Origin of the sequence: Akkermansia sp. N21116, from assembly GCF_029854705.2 — a bacterium.
Lineage (GTDB): Bacteria > Verrucomicrobiota > Verrucomicrobiia > Verrucomicrobiales > Akkermansiaceae > Akkermansia.
The window spans coordinates 2888680-2907014 of record NZ_CP139035.1; the positions used below are offsets into that span (position 1 = coordinate 2888680).

Below are 18335 nucleotides of genomic sequence, written 5' to 3' on the forward strand. Positions count from 1 at the left end.
TGTGTGAGGCTTTATGAAGAGCCAAGCCCTTCTTGTCAAGCAGCTCTCGATGAAAAACACTACAATTTCCATTCTATGTCACATTGGGACGGCTTCTCCCTCTGTTCCGGCAAAAGAGAGTGCCGCCTCCCCTATTCTTCTCTCTCCGGGAGGCGGCACTGTGTGTTTGCGTCTTCTGTTCCTAATCAGAAGTTGTACCTGTATCCGAGTGATCCGTTGACGCTTGTGGCTCCGGAGCGGATGTCGCCGTTGGCTTCGGCGAAGATGGTGCCCTGTTCACCGCTGGGGATGCTCAGTCCCGCCCCGAATTGCAGCGAGGTGGTTCCCAGTTCGGCTCCGCGCACTCCCGTCCTGTATTGCGGGAGCCCCGTGAAGCCGACGTCGGCCCGGGTGCGCGTGTCGCCCATGTCCTGGGCCACCTGGAGGCGGAGTTCGCCCTGGGACTGGCGTCCGAAGACGTTGCTGCCAATCAGGCTCAGGAAGCGGGCTCCGGCAGCGACGGTGGCCGTGGTGCCTTCCAGGCCGCCGACGCCGAGGCCGGCGGCTCCGGCTCCCGTTTCGCTGTAGTCGTTCATCGTGTAGCGGGCGACCTGGGCGGTGACGATGGACTGGAGGATCATGCCGGAGGTTTCATCCCCCAGGGGGATGTCGTAGCTGAGTTCGTAGAGGGCTCCGTAGGCGCTGCCGCTGGTTTCCCCGTGGCCTTCGTAGCCTCCGGTTCCGGCCCCGCCGTTGACGCTGCGGTCGTAGGAGGCGTTGTTCCAGCTGCCGGTGAGGATGAGGCTATGGCCCCAGTTCTTGTGCTGGTAGCGCCCGAAGAGGCTGACGTAGTAGCCGTCGAGGGTGCCGCTGAGGGTGTCGGCCGCACTGGAGGTGAGGTCGCCGTAGCTGGCGCTGAAGGCGGCTCCGACGGTGAGGCTGGGGCTCAGGTCGATGTCGGCTCCGAAGGTGCCTCCCCAGGTGTTGAGCTGGTAGCCCGCGCAGTCTCCGTCTCCGTCGACCCGGTTGTAGCTGCCGGTGCCCTGGGCCCACATGTTGTAGAGGGGGAGGTCCCCGGCGTAGGTGTAGGCGGGGTTGAGGCCCATGTTGGCTACGCGGTTGCGGAGCATGTTCTGCTGGTTCTGGAATTCCCACCGCTGGGCGGTCAGGAGGCTCGTGACGGTGCTGCCGGCGGAGGCGGCCATGAGGCGGCTGGCTCCGGTGGCGTCGCCCGCGGAGATGCGGGCGTCGACGGCGTTGAGCAGTCCGGCGAGTTCTCCGGCGGGGTCCTGGGCCTGCGGGTTGAGGGTGGTCAGCACGCGGTCGAGGAGGGAGCCGCCGGCCGTGGCGACTTCACTCTGCCCCCGGTGGATGTAGAAGCCGTTGCGGTTGGCGGCGGTGGTGAGGGTGAGGATGCCGTTGACGGTGCGGACGCTGGAGGCGGCCGTGTCGAAGTATTTGCCGAAGAGTTCGTCGAAGGCGAGGCGCACGTCGCCTTCCTGGACGACGTGGTCGGCCAGGGCGACCTGGAGGGGGAGGTCCCCGTCGATGTATTCCTGGCCCCGGGCGGCGGCGAGGCGGAGGGTGGCTCCGCTGCCGATGCCGAGGGTGGCCTGGACCGCGTCTTCTCCCTCGGCCGAGGCGACGTGGAGGAGGGGTCTGCCTTCGCTGTTGATTCCCTGGGAGGTGTTGAGGGTGAAGGCGAGGACCGAGTCTCCGGCGATACTTCCGCCGTTGTTGAGGGTGAGGGTGTTGTTGGCCCCTTCGGAGTTGCCCGCGAGGAGGTGGACGGTGCCGCCTCCCGAGGCGCTCAGGGAGCCGTAGGCGGCGCTGCCGGCCCGGTAGTCGAGGGTGAGCGTGCCGGAGGAGTCCGCCGCGAGGGCGGCCCCGGCTCCGTCGAGGGTGGTGACGGTGAGATGCGCCCCGTCGCCGGCGGCTTTGAGGCTGCCGGTGAAGGAGGCGAGGCTGCCGCCGAAGGTGGCCGTGCCTGTGATGGCGGCGGTGCCGGCCCCGGAGAGGCTTCCCGCGACGGCTCCGGGGGTGCCGGAGGAGTCGGAGGTGTACCAGTCGCGGAGGCGGGCTTCGGCGCCGCTTTCGAGGGCGAGGGTGGCTCCTTCGGCCTGGTCGAGGGTGACGCCGTCGAGGCCGGACCGGGCCGCTTCTCCGGTTTCTCCGGAGGTGTCCGGGCTGCTCAGGAGGAGTTCCCCTCCCCGGAGGGTGACGAGGGCTTCCCCGGGGGTGGCGGCGCGGATGGTTCCTTTCCAGGTGCCGCCCCGGACGAGGTTGAGGCGGGTGCCTTCACCCAGGTCGATGGCGCCTCCCGTGGCTCCGCCGAGGGTGTCGGCGCTCAGGAGGCTGCCGTCTCCGTCGAGGGCGATGCGCCCGTTGGCTCCGACGTTCAGGGAGCCGGCTTCCAGGACGGAGTCGAGCCCGCTGAGGGTGAGGAGGGCTTCCGTTCCCGTCCCGGCTCCGGTGACTTCGAGGGCGGCCACGCTGTGGCTGCGCCCGGAGGCGGTGAGCTCGAGCCGGCCTTCGCGGACGGCTACGGTGCCGGCGGAGGAGAGGGTGCCTCCGATGGCGAGGGTGGCTTCTCCGGTTTTCTCGATGAGGGTGCGTTCGCCGCCGGTGAGGTTGCCGGCGAGGCGGGAGTGGACGAGGTCTCCGTCCTTGTCGCGTCCGTTGAAGAGGATGGCGCGGGCCGTGCCGGAGGCGTCGCCGCAGGAGATGTTGAGGTTGGCTCCGCGGACGCCGCTGACGTATTTCATGACGAGGGCGGGGTTGTCGCCGTCGCTGCCGGAGGCGGGAAGGGTGACGTTCATGTCCCGGTCGACGTAGACGGCACGGTAGTCGATGAGATCCCCGTTGCCGGTGATGTCGCCGTGCCTGGAGGCGAGCCAGACGGAGAGGTTGCCGTCGACGATGACGTTGCCTCCCTGGATGCCGACGATCTGCAGGCCCCATTCGCGGAAGAGGGGGTTGAAGCGGATGGCGGTGCCGGGGTCGAGGGTGCCGTTGGTGATGCTCAGCGAGACGCGGTCGCCCAGGGGCTGGGGTTCGGCGTAGTCGGGGAGCAGTTCGCTCGCGTCGTATTTGACGGTGAGGGCGCGCAGGATGTTGGTCTGGAGGTCTTCGCCCAGCTGGATGTTCATGACGCCGTCTCCGGCCATCCCGACGGTGGTTTCGCTGCCCTGCGGGGCGGCGAAGTTGATCAGGGCGGTGGCCGCGCCGCCGGGACCCTGCGGGATTTCCTGCCCGGTGGAGGCGTCTTTGATGGTGGCGTTCATGGAGTCGAGCACGAGGTCGGCCCGGTTGAAGAGCACGTTGCCCCGGCCGAGGTTGTCGATGCTGCTGCCGGAGGCGAGGGTGGCGTTCCGCAGGGCGCTGCCGGTGAGCCCTCCCATGTCGAGGCTTACGGCGGGGCCGCCGATGAAGCCGCTTGCGTCGATGGCGCCTCCCAGGGCGGTGACGGTGCCGGAGGCCGACCAGCCGCCCGCGCGGCGGAGGGCCCCTCCCTTGATGGTGATGTCGTTGTCCAGGGCGAGGTCGTTGAGGTCGAGGATGCCTCCGTCGACTTCCATCAGGACGCTGCCCGTGTCGACTCCCGCGTTCAGCAGGACGACATGGTCGACTCCTCCGGCAGCAACGAGGGTGTAGTCCCCTTCGAGGGCTCCGGAGAGGACGGCGTCTTGCAGGACGAGGCGCTGGCCTTCGCTGCCGGTGATGGCGGCGTCGGCGTTCAGACGGAGCTTGTCGAGGGCGAGGAGGGCGTCTTCCCCGTCCCCGAGGACGAGGGAGGTGTCGCGCGTTCCGGCGCCCGGGACTCCGTTGCCCAGGACGATGGTGACGGCGTCCCCGTCGATGGCGGCTCCGGAGAGGTTGAAGACGGCTTGGTCGAGGACGAATTCACAGGCGCTTCCGGCGGTTCCGGAACTCCGGACGGCTCCCGCGAGAGTGATGGGACCGCCGTTGCCCGAGAGAGTGGCCGAGGTGCCCGAGAGGGAGGTGTCCCCGGACAGGACGGTGCCGTTGCCGACGCTCATCGACGAGCCTTGCCCGTAGGCGACGGAGGCGGAGACGGTGGCGTCTTCTTCCAGCATGGCGAGGCTTCTGCCTCCGAGGATGGAGACTCCGCCTTCCCCGGCGACGGCTTTCTGCAGGGTGACGGCAGCGCCGTTGATGCGCAGGGTGTGGCCCGCGTCGACGGTAACGAGGTTGTAGGATTCGCCCGAGAGGGTGAGGGTGCCTCCCTGGCCGGCGTCGCTGCGGCGGATGTTGGAGTAGGTGTCGGCATCGCGGTCGGTCAGGCGGATGCTCCCGGCGAAGTCGCCGGTGAGTTCGAGGTCGCCCGTGCCGAACTTGTTGAGGACGAGTTCGGCGTTGGAGTTCAACACGCTGTTGAGGCCGAGGGAGACGCTGCCGGCTTCCCCGCCGACGGCGAGGTTGAGGTCGTTGAGGATGGTGTTGCCCTGGTCGTCCTGGGTGGTGTTGACGCTGAAGCGGTCGGAGAGGGCGTCGGAGACGCTCTTCGCCATGGCCGTGCCGAACTCGAGGGTGCCTCCGTCAAAGGTGATGGCGCCCTGCGTGCCGAGGGCCCGGGCGTCCTTCATCACCAGGGTACCCCGGCGAAGCGTGGTGCCGCCGGTGAATTCGTTGGCCTGGTGGAATTCGACGATGCCCACGCCGCTGACGAGCATGGTGGTGGCCAGGGGGGCTCCGGCGGCATTGAGGCCGTCTTTGATGGCTCCTCCCCGGAAGATGTAGGTACCGTTGGATTCCACCTGGACGTAGACGGGGGTGACCCCCTCGGCGGCGATATCGACGGTATGCTCGGTCAGCGAGGTGTCGCCCGCCGCCCCGAAGAAGACGGCGTGGTTGGCCGGCCCGTCGGTTTCGGCCTCCTTGCCTTGCCAGTTGGCGTTGAAGGTGTTGCCGTCCACCCAGTCGGCCCGGGCGTTGCCCGCCCAGATCCAGGTCTTGGTGTCGGTGTTGATGTAGGCTCTCAGCACCCACGAGGCTCCGTCGCCGGAACGTTCCAGGGCGTAGGAGTAGATGGGCGAGACGTCGTCCCAGTCCATTTCCACCCCTCCTTCTCCCAGGGCGATGCCTTCCGTGAGGCTGCCCCCGTCGCTGCCGAACGAGGCGATTGTGTAGTTGCCTTCCGAGAGCTTTTGGAGGAAGTCGGCCGAGAAGTTCAGCGCGACGGATCCCTGCGAGGTGAGGGCTCCGGCGACGCTGACGAGGGCGTCCCCGGCGGACATGCTGAGGTTGTCCATCGTCAGCGACGTGCCCAGTTCCAGGCAGTCGGCCTTCAGGCGGGAGTTGGTCTTGAGGACCGTGCCCCCGGTGACGGAGAGCGTGGAGCCCGGCGTCATCGAAGAGAGGGTGTTGCCGCCGCCCAGGGAGAGCGAGGCGGCCGTGAGGGTGCCGTCGAGCGTGGCGGTGCCCGTGGCGTCCGACAGGGCGATATCCAGTTTGCCGACGCCCGAACCGGCGCCGCCCTTGAGCGAGCCGCCCGTCATTGAGACGTTGTTGGCCAGGGCGTTGCCGTTGATGTCCAGAACGCCGCCCGAGATGCTCGCCTCCTGCGTCCCCAGGGCGGAGGCGGATCCTGCGCGGAGGGTGCCCCCCGAAATGGAGACGGCGCCGCCGTAGCCCGAGTTGTCGCCCGACAGGAGCACGGTGGAACCGGTCACCGACAGGGCGCCCGTTCCGGTCATGCTCCCGGAAATGGTTTTATCTCCCGTGCCGCCGAAGCTCAGCGACGAGGCGGAGTCCCCGGTGTTCACGGCGCCCGCCGCGAAGGCTCCGCCGACCGTCAGGCCGGCTCCCGAACCCAGCACGACCGTGCCGCCGAAATCGCCGTTCGCCCCCGTCAGGGACAGACGGGAACCGCCGGCCACTTCCACCGTCCCGGTAAGCCCTCCGTACCCGGAGAGGGAACCTCCGTAGACGTAGCCTCCGGCTTCCGTTCCGTTGAACCTGACCGTGCCGCTTCCGGCGATGGCCATGTCCCCCGCCCTGAGGGAGGCGGACTGGAATTCCAGAACGCCGGATTCCACGCGCACCGCGCCGGTGGCTTCATAGTTGCCCGTAATCTTCAGGGAACCGGCACCTTGCTTGATGAGGGCATGGTTGCCTTCGTCCCCTCCGAGGTGGTTTCTGACCGTGCCGGAAATGAGGAGGTCCACATCCGCCGAACCGTCGGCCACGCTGATGACCGTGTCGTTCTGGCGCAGACCCACGTCGGCGGAAATCGTCGCCGTCGTTCCGGACGCTTCCGTAAGAATCTTCGCACCGCCCCCGAAGAGGTCGATCCCCTTGCCGGTCACTCCCGAGGCCAGCCCCACGGAGCCTCCCCGGAGCGTCAGGACGAGCCCCTTCATGGTCTGGCTGCCGGCCAGTTCGACGCGGCCCGCTTCCTCCACGCGGATTGCCGAGGTGTTCACGGAGGAACCTCCCCAGCCCGTCGCGTCCTTGCCCATCTTGAGCAGGCCGTCGACGACGGACACAGCCCCCTTCACCACGCCGCCGGCTCCGCCGTCGCCGTTGCCCTTGAGTTCCACCGTCCCCCCGTTTATGGTCAGGGAACCGGATAAAATCCCCGTCCCGTCGAGCGTCAGCGTCCCGGCTCCTTCCTTCGCATACGAGGCGGCATTGTTCACCGCCGTGCCGAAGGTGACTTCGTCGCCGGCTCCGGAGATGTTCAGCGCCAGGGAGGTCCCGGCGGCGACACCGTCCTTCAGGCGGGCGGAAATGTCTTCCTCGTTGCCTTCCAGCCAGGTCAGCTTCGCGCCGCTGCCCGCCGAGATCTTCCCGGTGCCGAGGCCGCCGGAGACAAATTGCACTTCGCCCGACTGCAGGGACACCGCCCCCGACCAGTCCGAGCTGGCGAACTTCATGGAGACGACCGTGCCCGTCCCGGACACCGTCAGCGCTCCGTTGCCGGAAAGAGCCCCGTCCGTACCTTTCTCAAACGTGTAGCTGCCGCCCGTCACCGAGAGGGAACCGGGCTTCACCGTGCCGTTGACCGTCACCGTCTTGTCGGCCGCATCGGCTCCGAAGACGACCGAGTCGCCCGTGTGGAAGGCCGCCTCTTCGCCCGTCAGCCCCTGGGTGTTGGTCCAGGACGAGGCGTCCTTCAGGACTTCCCAGGCGTGCGAGCCGGAGGTGCCGGCCCAGGAGAGGCTCACCGGATCGCTCTTCTTGAAATTGAGGGTCAGCGTGTTGCCCGACGTATCGAAGCTCAGCTTGCTGCGGGCCGTCTTGTCGTACTGCATCCCGATGACGGCAATTTGACTGTCGTCCAGGGAGCTGAAGCCGAGGCTCGCCGCACCCAGCAGCTTCATCGTGTAAGTGCCCGCCCCGAATCCGGCAAACGAGGCCAGGTCGAGCGTCAGCACCGTATCGCCCGTCCCCAGGGAGAGCGCTCCGTCCACCTGGTAGAGAGCCTTCGAATCGTTCTTCAGCGAATAGTCCGCCACGATCACGCCGCCGCCCAGCACCAGTCCGCCCGCAAGCGTCCCCGTACCGGCCGCGCTCGTCGTCAGCGTCTGTTTGCCGCTGAGCGTCCCCAGCTTCAGGGCGCCTCCGTCAAGATTCAGCGTCACGGCGTTCGTCGCTCCGAGATTCGTCGCGCCGCTCACGTCCAGAATGCCCTGGCGGGCCGTCATGACCGAGTCGAACGTGCCCAGGTCCCCCGTCAAAATCTGCGTCCCGGCCCCGTCGTGGATGATCGAAACCCCATCCCCGATATCGCTGGTGTACGTGTTGCTCACGCCGGACGCCGTCGCGATCGTCAGCGTCGCCTTGTCCACGCCGCTTCCCCGGGCGACGTTGTTGTGGTAGCCGCGGCTCTTCAACCCGGCAATCGTCACCTCCTCCACCCCGAGCTCCAGCTTCGAGGTCCCGTAGGTGTTCGTCGCGCTTTCAGACGTATCGGCCTGCAGCTCCACCGTCGCGTTCTTCAGGGCATTGGTGTCGTTGAGGCGCAGGATGAAGTGCTCCCGCCCGGCCGCTCCGCCACAGTCGTTGAGCAGCGTCACCGTCCCGTTGAACGTCCCGGCACCGTTCAATTCGAAAATCCCGTCCACATCATTGTTATAGTCCTTCCGCAGGGAAAGCGTCTTGCCCGCGGCATCCCCGTCGAGGGAATCCGCCGACACGATCCCGATGACCTTGTTGAGGGAAATCGACGAATTGTCCGTCACCGTCAGCTTGCCCGCCCTGAGCAGAACCTTCGCCGACGTGTCCGAACCTTCCTTCTCCGCCAGGTTGATCGTGCCTCCGTTCAAATTGATGTCGAGCTTGTTGTCTCCAAAGGAAACCTGGTTGGTGAAATTGAGCGTGCCGCCGTTGATCGTCACCGCCCCCGTCTGGCCGCTCAGGTCGATGCCCTTTTGAAGAACCAGCTTCCCGTCCTTGCCCACCGTCACTTCACCCGATACCCCGAGATCCGAGAGCTTCACCGTCGTATCCACACCGATCGATCCGGCCCCCCTCAAGTTCCCCGCATAGGCGAAATTGTCGTTCTTGGAACCGGCGAAAACGAGCCGGCCGCCCTCTTCGAAGGTGATGGCCGAGGCGCTGTTGATGCTCTGGGTCACCTGGGCGCCGCTCTCGTCGCCCTCCACAACCCCCACCAGGGAATTGACCGTCAGGGTCGCGTCCTTCGTGATCGTAAAGCCGCCCAGATAGGAAAGGTTGTTGCCCGCCAGCACGACGCTGCCGTGCCCCTCGATGCGGAGTGAGGCATCGGCAGACCCCGTCAGGGCCCCCGAAATCGTCATGGCCGCCCCGTCCGTCGAACGCTGTCCCCCGGCCGCGTCGGTCGTGTTGAGCACGTACTTGTCCGTATGCAGCGTCACCGTCCCGTCCGGAAGCGTCAAACCCTTCGCTACCGTCGCGTCATCGATCAAACCCAAAGTCGAACCATCCTTTAAATTGACCGTCAATGCTGCTGCATTATCGATACCTTTTGCCGTATTGATATTTAATGTAGCACCATCTGCGACATTAACACTCACTTGAGTATTGTTGTTGAAGGATCCCCATATACCCGTATTAAAATTGGCTATACCATCTTTTTCGATATTGATCTGAGGCGTAATTTCCCTCATCCCGGAAGCGCTAATGCCCGCATTGAGAAGATTGAATTCACCATAAATGTTAACATTCCCAAATTTCCATGCACCCAATTTAAAGGCGTATGTCGTCCAGATATCTGCACCAGTAGTATTGCTCGTAATATTTAGCGTAATGCCCTTATTAACGTTTAAAATGCATCGGCCATTAGTAGCACTGTCGCTCATCTGCATATTAAACTTATCCATATTGACAACACCTTTGTTCTCAATACCGGCAACCGATGCCCCCAAGTTGAGAACAGAGTTATGGAAACCAAAAGCTCCTGTAATATTCAAAATACTGCCGTCCGAAATGGCTACATTATTGACCATCTGCTCCTTATAAGTACTTGACCCGATTTGAGTTGCAGTAACATTTGCCCCATTGCATATATATATGAGCCCTGAAGCATTAATACCGGTCAAGGAGCCAAACGATGCCGTACCTCCCTTGATTATCAACCTTGATGTCGTCGAAGCAACAGCAATATCTCCAGAGACAGTCCCCCCTTGGAGTAGATCAATTTCCAAATCTTTTGATAGACTCAACGAACCAGCCCCATTAAGCCCCTTGAGTGTTGTCGCTGAACCAAGATTAAGGGTTCCTCCCGACATATTCAAGGTTCCAAGTGAAAGTTTTCCGGCAGATTCTCCGTCCTGGATCGTAAATGTCCCTGTGGTAGCCTGATAATCCAGCGTATCCTTGACATCCAAGGTGACACCGTTCAGTGTCAATATATTATTCTTAGGATCATCGGCCAGCGTATCCACAATCAAGCGTTTCATCGTATACGATGTTTCGCCGTTTGATTTGACAGCCAGAGTTTCCCCGCCAATGCGGTTGTAAACAAGAGAATCTCCGGACGGGCTGTCCTGCACCAATGCCGACTGAATGGAAAACACCAAATGTCCGTCTTTATAAGTACAGGAGTAAAGTTCTGTCCCGTACTTGGCCATTATGGAATTGCCAAGCCAGGAGGGAACACTGCCTCCGACGAATGACGCTGTAATATCCAGATTCGTAATTTCGTTGGAATCATTTTTCAGAACCGTTCCATCAAGAAGAAGGGAAAGAGTGGATCCGGTATTGTCCAAGCTGATCGTTCCCAAGCTAAAAGTAGAGGTGGAAGCATCCAGCATCAGGTTGATCTGCGAAGTTCCGGACAAATTAGTCGATGCAAAACTCTTACCGACGATTCCTTCCACTTCCCCTCCATCCAGAAGCGTCAGATTGGAACCAACCGCCGAAACTGTTCCCAACTTCACGATACCTCCGGCATGCAGAGATCCACCGTTACCGATATGCACTTGAGTTGCCAATGAATCGGTCTTAATCACAAGGGCACCGCCATTCACGGTCCAGTCCTTGTCAACGGCTGACAAATCCCCGCTGAAGGTCTGTTTTCCCGCTCCCGTCTTGACAATACTCACGTTTGCTCCGACAGCGCTCGTAAAATCATTGTTTGCAGAAGCAGCTGCGTTGATCGTCAATGTCCGTTGCGTATCATTGGAACGCACCAAATTGTAAGCAGTTTCACTTTTCAGACCTCCGATCGTCGTATCATTTAGAACCAGATCCAACACGCTGGAGCCATATGTCCCCGCGCTATTGTTGACACCATAAAGACTAATCGTCGCATACTGGGCAGCCTTGGCACTGTTCAGCTGGAGGACTTGGGTTTTCCCTCCGTTACTGGAATTGCACATGCTGCCGACCCGTATTGTTCCCGCAAAATCATTGTCACCATTCAGCACAACGGTCGAGATGGCCGGATTACCATAGTCACGACTCAATGTCAGAATTGAATCCGCCTTCCCGCCAGACAAGGAACCGACAGTAAACGTCACATTGCCTCCCCGGATCAGAATCTCCGAAGAAGCGGCAGCCGGATCAAGCGTAATGGAAGAGACATTGACCTTGCCCGTACCGGGGAATCTAAGAATCCCACCGTCACCGAGTTCTATTTTAACATTGGAGATGTCTTTCCCGGTTCCCTCCTTGTGCAGATCAATGATACCATTGGAAGCTTTCAGCAATTTGAGATCTTTCAGATCATAATCAACGCCCAACGTAATATTCCCGCCCTCGGCAATCAAACGGCCGGCAAACCCATTCAAACCGCCGGCACCATTGATCGTCATGGTACCGCCATTCGAGATGACGTCGCAACCAAGGGAATCCCCGGACAAAGAGGTTGCAATAGAAAATGTTCCACCTGTTTTTGAAACAAGATTACCCTTGAATCCGGACAAATCCAGGTCCGCATTCAATTTAATTGTTCCTCCTCCAACAACAAGATTGCCGGAATAACCGGTCATAATTACCCCTTTTTGGAATTCTATACTCCCTTGCTTACTTACAATACTTCCCTTGAATTGACTAAAATCAGCAGTGTATGTCTTCCCGTCCTCGGAGCGGGTTGTTGTATCGAAACGAATCGGCCCAGTTCCATTTTTTTCAAAATCTCCATTCCCGGAAAAAACACTGTAAATATTGATATAATAGGAGCCACCACCTCTATTATTAATCAACGTGCCTGAATCTAAAATGTGGACTCTTCCTCCCCATTGCATCGTATGCTGGCTACTATAGGATGCGCCATCACTCCAGGTACTCCTGCCAAAAATCATGTCATTCCCAATCCATCCGCCACCAGATAAACTACCGGAAGATTGAGGCAAATACATACGTCCCCCGTCAATGATCAAGACACCTGCGTTGGATAGATTATTCGTAAAAACGTTAAACGATCCGGAGGCCAACCATAACGAAGAAGACAAAGCATCCGTTCCCACTTGATAGGCCGCAGTTTCCCTTCCTGTTAGTTTAATATGATTATCTGCTCCGGAAAAAACAATATTTGCCGTTCCTGCATAATCCAAAACAAAATTTGTATCTTCCGTAACGATTCCCGCCTGTCCGGCAGCTGTTATCGTCTGAGAAGCATAGTCGATATTTAGATATTGCTCATACCATTCCGCCGCATAGGCCGGAGACATCATGGAGGAAACGATCAGCACACAAGCGCCTGTGGCAAATGTACCGGTAGCAACGGTGGTGCACACGGATACGGAAGATATGCATGCGACAACAGCCGCACGCAACAACGAGGGTAATCGAAGTTTCATAGAATGAAAAAGAGAAAGAATTGACGCTCTGAACATATCGTATTCAAAATCCGCTATCAAGAAGAAATTTACCCTTTCTGGAAAAAGATATCCGTGATGGTATTTTTTCACAAAAAATTGGTTTCCAAATAATTATAAAATATTTATAATTAGAACATTACGAATCATTCATGACGGATTTTGAAATCGCTACTCAGCATCAAGAACAGAATGAAAGAAAACAAAAAATAATCACCATAAATCATTGATAATTAAAGTATATAAATATTCCCAACAAGAGGAATGCCTTTGTAATATTTATTGTACAAATGTTCAAAAAATCACGATCTTCCGCATTGCTTTGAACAACAGTTATGCTATAAACTATGTATATTCAGTTTTTCAACTCCAGTAGACGATCATGCAATCCCCTCAGGAACATCTCAAATCCATTCTCCTCCAGAAATCTGTACGTACCGGCACTTTTACTCTCGCATCCGGCAAAGTCTCCGATCTGTACGTAGACTGCCGAGTGACGGCGCTTGATCCCGTGGGGGCAACATTGATCGGCAGTATCGGCTGGGACTTGGTCGAAGGAGAAATTCTCCGTCAGTTCCCCGAGATTTGTGCCATTGGCGGCATGACAATGGGAGCCGACCCTATTTCCTTGGCGATCGGAATGACCGGAGCCCTACGAAAAGCCGACAAAATGCTTCAGGTGTTTACCGTCCGCAAGGAAGCCAAAGACCATGGGCGCGGACGCCGCATCGAAGGTAACTTCAATAGCGGCGACACTGTCCTCGTCGTAGACGACGTCATCACGACAGGCGGATCCACGCTGAAAGCAATTGACGCTATTGAGGCAGAAGGCGGCAAGGTAGCGGCAGCACTCGTGCTGGTCGACCGCGAAGAAGGCGGACGCCAGGCAATCGAAGCTCGCGGCATTCCCGTTTTCCCCCTGTTCTCGCGATCGAGCCTCCTGAGATAACTCTCTCACTCCTTTTCCCGTTATGATGAAATTCCTCCATACCCGCATTCGAGTAGCCGACATGGAAGCCACGATTGCATTCTACACGAAGCTCGGCTTCGAGCTGGCAAGGCAATCCGTCTCCCCCCAGGGCAACAAGCTTGCCTATTTGAACGTCCCCGGCGCCGAACATCAATTGGAACTCTGCTGGAGTCCCGAATACGAAGTCAAGGTTCCGGAGGATTTGATGCATACGTGCATCGGAGTCGATGATATCGTCTCCTACTGTGCAGAGCTGGAAACACAAGGCATCGACATCTGGCCCGGCGATTGGAAGGAATCTTTCACCCAGGAAGGGCTGAAGATGGCATTCGTCACCGATCCCGACGGCTATGAGGTGGAAATTCTGGAAAACTAATCCCGTTCCCCCTATGCTCCCCGTTCTCATGGGGATAGGCGGACTCCGCCTTACCCCCGGAGAAGAAGACTTGATCCGCCGGTGCCAGCCGGCGGGATTTGTTTTGTTCTCCCGCAATATCGCCAACGCCCGGCAAACCAGGGAACTGACCGATTCCCTCCGGGCTCTGTGCCGCCATGTCCCGGTCATCGCCGTCGACCAGGAAGGGGGTCGTGTCGTCCGAACGACTGCACTAGGACTGGAACTTCCGGCCGCTAGCCAAATCCGCCGATCAGGCAATATCCCCGCCCTCATCAAAATGGCAGAAAATATCGCCATCTCGCTGCGCCTGCTCGGATTCAACATGGATCTTGCACCTGTGCTGGATATCTGCCACGATGAAACCGTTCGCAACGCATTGCCCAGCCGGTGCTGGGGCACAACTCCGGACGAAGTCGTCTCCATGGGAGGCATGTTCAACCGCAACCTGCGCCACTACGGAATAACCACCTGTGCCAAGCACTTCCCCGGCATGGGACTTGCCCAAAGCGATCCGCACGCCGATCTGCCCACAATCGACGCATCGCGAGAAGAATTGCTGCAATCCTCTCTCATTCCCTTCATGGCGCTGGAGCCGGAACTGCCCGCTATCATGTCCGCCCACATTCTCGTTCCTCACCTGGATGCCAACCTGCCCGCCACTCTGTCACATACAATCATGACAGGCCTGCTCCGCTTCCAGCTCGGTTACAAGGGCGTCATCATGACGGACGACCTCTGCATGGGTGCTATCACCAACAACTACGGAGTCCCGCAGGCCGCGGACATGGCACTGGAGGCCGGTTGCGATCTCGTACTGATCTGTCATCATGCCGAGGAACATCTCAATGAATGGCATCCCCGCCCTTCCCCGCAAAACGGCACGGACAGAGATGAATCGCTTCTTCGTCTGGAACGCTTTTCACGCGACCTCGTCCCACCTCTCCGGTGGGATGACCGACTATGGGAACAATGTCTCCATTCGGCACAAAATCTTGTCGAAGAAATGCAGCCATTCTCTTCTCCGGCCTCCCCTTCTTCACCGGTTCAGCACATGTAGTTTGCCCCGGAATCCCGGTTTTGACATCATTATCGAAAATTTTTCCGTTCATACAAAAATTCTCTTGTACAATCGCGGCGTACCGTGTAGATTGCGTCCGCATTTCTACCAAATGGTACAGGTAGTTCAATGGTAGAGCCCCAGATTGTGGTTCTGGTTGTTGCGGGTTCGAGTCCCGTCCTGTACCCCATCTTTTCATCAAAGCCATTCCCTTCCGAGAGAATGGCTTTGATCTTTTACAAGTCCCCCATTCCCGTGGCAGGCATGTCATGCATACTTAAAAAGCAGCGCTGCAACTTCGCGAAAAGCTGCAGCGCCACATTCACCTGCAATTAATTTAACTCACTTGGAATTATGTTATGCACCTTAAATCCGTCACGGGTTCACCCCCGTCAGCATGGCCTCCGACCCGTACAAAACGGAAAACATGCCGTTGTGAATGATTGTTATGGCTATTCACAAAAAGGGATGAAATGAGGAAATCCTATCGTTTCTACATGCCGGCATCCGCTTGGCGCGATGCGGCATCCGTTCTCTTCGCCGCCTGAGGCGAACAAGAAAAAGAACACAAACCACATGCACCTCCACAACATCCGCGGCAGCACGACGAGGCAGGACACGACGCGTCAACATTTCCGCGATTCACGAGAAATGTTTCCGACAACAATTTCTTGAATCGCGACCGAATGCCTGGCGAAGTTCTCCGTCCTTGGGGTTGAGGATTTTTCATCTCGAAAGAAAGTTAGATTAAACTAACATTGATTGCAAGACTATTTTAACAAAAGTCGAAAATCAGGTAATTTTTCATGTCCTCTCCGAGGGAGGGAATCCGTTCTCCTCCCCCAGGGAAAGAGTCTTTCCAAGTCCGAAATGAACAGACCAAGAGAAGGAGGAGAAGATGAAATATGTGTTTGACGCCTACGAATGGAATGAGCATAGTATGCGGTATTGTATAATTGACGATTATTCAGGACAAATAGCCCTCCTGCCTTTCTCTTATGACTTTCTCCACCCTCACTCGTTGTTCCTGTTTTTGCGTGATCGCGACAGGAATTGGTTCTTCTGTTCTCCAAGCAGCGGACAGCCTTCTCCACAAGCCCTCCTATGACGAATGCATGGAACAAAACGTCCCCGTCATCACGCGGCACGACATCTACCGGGAAGGATGGATCGATCTCAACAAAAACGGGAAAAAGGACATCTACGAAGACCCCGGGCAACCGACGGAAAAACGCGTTGCCGACCTCGTCTCACAAATGACCCTCGATGAGAAAACCGCGCAACTGGCCACGCTCTACGGCTACAAGCGCGTCCTCCCCGATGCCCTTCCCATGCAATCCTGGACAACACGGCTTTGGAAAGACGGCATCGGCAATATCGACGAACATCTCAACGGCCTACGGAACAACGAATGGGTTTTCCCCGCCTCCAAACATGCATGGGCTATCAATGAAATCCAGCGTTTCTTCATTGAAGATACCCGTCTTGGCATTCCCGCCGACTTCACCAATGAAGCGGTCGGAGGCCTCAACTATCTGAAGTCTACCAACTTCCCCTATCCTCTGGCCCTTGGCTGTACCTGGGACCGGGATCTCGTCCGTCAAGTAGGAGAAGTCATGGGCAAGGAAGCAGCGGCAATCGGCTACACAAACATCTACACACCTCTCCTCGACGTCATCCGTGATCCGCGCTGGGGGCGCTGCCCCGAAGACTTCGGCGAAAGCCCCTACCTTGTTTCCGAACTGGGCATAGGCATGGTACGCGGCATCCGCAAGGCGGGAGTAGCCTCCACGCTCAAGCATTTTGCCATCCACTCCAACAACAAGGGAGCCCGCGAAGGAGAAGCCCGGCTTGACCCGCAATGCAGCCCCTCAGAAGCGGAAGCCATCCACCTGTGGCCCTTTGCGCGCGTCATCCGCGAAGCACAGCCGGAAGGCATCATGAGTTCGTACAACGACTATTCCGGTGACGTTGTCCAGTCGAGCCGCCATTTCCTGCATGACATCCTTCGGGAACGCATGGGATTCAACGGTTACATTGTCAGCGACAGCAACGCCGTGGAATGGCAGCACACGACGCGGCGCACGGCCAGGGACCAGAAAGATGCCGTTCGGCAATCCATCCTAGCCGGATTGAACGTCCGAACCAACTTCACCATGCCGGACAAGTATGTCCTGCCCCTGCGGGAGCTCGTCCGGGAAGGAGCCGTCCCGATGGAGGTCATCGACCAACGGGTTGCCGATGTCTTGAAAGTCAAATTCAATCTGGGGCTCTTCGACCGGCCCTATAAAGATATCAGCCAAGCCGACCGGGCCGTGCGTTCCCCCGAAAGCCTGGAACTGGCCAGGAAAGCTGCCAGGGAATCCATCGTCCTGCTCAAGAACGACAACAACACCCTGCCTCTCGACATCAACGCACTCAAGACCATCGCTGTCTGCGGGCCAAACGCCGACACCCCCGCCCTGGCTGTCAATCGCTACGGGACCATCGATTCCAAGGGAGTCGTCACCTTGCGGAAAGCCATTGAGGAAAAAGCAGCGGCCCACAATGTCAAAGTCCTTTATACCAAAGGCTGCAATCACCGCGACGAACGCTGGCCGGAAACGGAAATCATGAGGGAAGCTCCCACGGACAAAGAACAGAAAATGATTGATGAAGCCGTCGAACAAGCTCGCCAGGCAGACGTCGCCATCATCGCCGTAGGAGATTTGATCGCCTCAACCGTCGGAGAAGGAGCTTCCCGCACCGGGCTCGACCTCCCGGGTAGACAGGACGACCTGATCCGCGCCGTAGCCGCCACCGGCAAACCGGTCGTCATCATCCACAACAGCGGACGAGCCAACAGCATCAACTGGGCTAACAAGCTCTCCCCGGCAATCATCCAGGCATTCTTCCCCGGAGCCTATGGCGACACTGCCATAGCCGAAGTCATCTTTGGAGACATCAACCCCGGAGGCAAGCTCACCACCACCTTCCCTAAATCAGTCGGCCAGCTTCCCTTCAATTTTCCCAGCATCTCGGCGTCCCAACTCGAACTGAAGGGAGCCTCCGTTTCCGGTACGTTGTGGAAATTCGGTCACGGTCTCAGTTACACTACATTCCAATTCAGCAATATGAAGATGGATTGGAACGGCAGGAGCGAAGGGAAAGCCCCATCCGTCACGGATACCATCACCGTCTCCTGCACCGTGACCAACACAGGCCAACGAGCCGGAGACGAAGTCGTCCAACTCTACACACATCGCCTGCTTTCCCCCGTCGTTACCTACGACCAAAACCTCCGGGGTTTTGAACGCATCCATCTGGCTCCCGGAGAAGGCCGTACCGTGACATTCAAACTCACGCCGGAACTCCTGGCCCTCGTCGACGCCAACCAGCAATGGATCAACCCTCCCGGCCCTGTTGAAATACAACTGGGCAATGCTTCGGCCTTCATCCCTAATTCCAAGAATAAAAAACAAAACAGGGCTGACCGCACAGGTATCGATATTCCTACCGGTTCATCCACAGCCGACCAGGAACCGACCGGACAACCTACCTGCGGCATCCAACTCAGGCAGACGCTGGTGCTGGAATAATGACCGGGGCAACCACTCCTCATTTCACCACCACAAGTCCAACCGGAACCGCTCCTCGGGAAATTCAAACGCAGAAGGAGCTTGC

Annotated in this window: 5 protein-coding genes and 1 tRNA gene; 5 read left to right on the plus strand and 1 reads right to left on the minus strand. The window is 58.7% G+C overall.

What is annotated here, in order from left to right:
* Window positions 1–185: 185 nt before the first annotated feature.
* Window positions 186–12230, minus strand: a complete 12045-nt coding sequence (locus QET93_RS10910; RefSeq protein ID WP_322189984.1) for a hypothetical protein — start codon at window positions 12228–12230, stop codon at window positions 186–188.
* 400 nt (window positions 12231–12630) lie between these two features.
* Here QET93_RS10910 and pyrE point away from each other — a divergent pair, with 400 nt between their 5' ends.
* From pyrE to QET93_RS10935, 5 genes are all read left to right on the plus strand, one after another.
* Window positions 12631–13197 (plus strand): orotate phosphoribosyltransferase, encoded by a 567-nt coding sequence (gene pyrE / locus QET93_RS10915; protein ID WP_280132431.1) that lies wholly within the window; start codon window positions 12631–12633, stop codon window positions 13195–13197.
* Window positions 13198–13219: 22 nt separating this feature from the next.
* The gene (locus QET93_RS10920; RefSeq protein ID WP_280132430.1) at window positions 13220–13594 is read left to right on the plus strand and encodes a VOC family protein; all 375 of its coding nucleotides are present in this window, start codon (window positions 13220–13222) and stop codon (window positions 13592–13594) included.
* Window positions 13595–13607: 13 nt separating this feature from the next.
* The gene (nagZ, locus tag QET93_RS10925) at window positions 13608–14672 is read left to right on the plus strand and encodes a beta-N-acetylhexosaminidase (RefSeq protein WP_280132429.1); all 1065 of its coding nucleotides are present in this window, start codon (window positions 13608–13610) and stop codon (window positions 14670–14672) included.
* Window positions 14673–14787: 115 nt separating this feature from the next.
* Window positions 14788–14862: transfer RNA gene (locus tag QET93_RS10930), tRNA-His, on the plus strand.
* An 808-nt stretch (window positions 14863–15670) separates the two neighbouring features.
* Window positions 15671–18250 (plus strand): glycoside hydrolase family 3 N-terminal domain-containing protein, encoded by a 2580-nt coding sequence (locus tag QET93_RS10935; RefSeq protein WP_280132428.1) that lies wholly within the window; start codon window positions 15671–15673, stop codon window positions 18248–18250.
* Window positions 18251–18335 lie beyond the last annotated feature (85 nt).

Excerpts from the sequence above, each read along its gene's own strand:
- QET93_RS10910 (WP_322189984.1), bottom strand. The coding sequence starts at position 12,230 with ATGAAACTTCGATTACCCTCGTTGTTGCGTGCGGCTGTTGTCGCATGC.
- pyrE (WP_280132431.1), top strand. The coding sequence starts at position 12,631 with ATGCAATCCCCTCAGGAACATCTCAAATCCATTCTCCTCCAGAAATCT.
- QET93_RS10920 (WP_280132430.1), top strand. The coding sequence starts at position 13,220 with ATGATGAAATTCCTCCATACCCGCATTCGAGTAGCCGACATGGAAGCC.
- nagZ (WP_280132429.1), top strand. The coding sequence starts at position 13,608 with ATGCTCCCCGTTCTCATGGGGATAGGCGGACTCCGCCTTACCCCCGGA.
- QET93_RS10935 (WP_280132428.1), top strand. The coding sequence starts at position 15,671 with ATGACTTTCTCCACCCTCACTCGTTGTTCCTGTTTTTGCGTGATCGCG.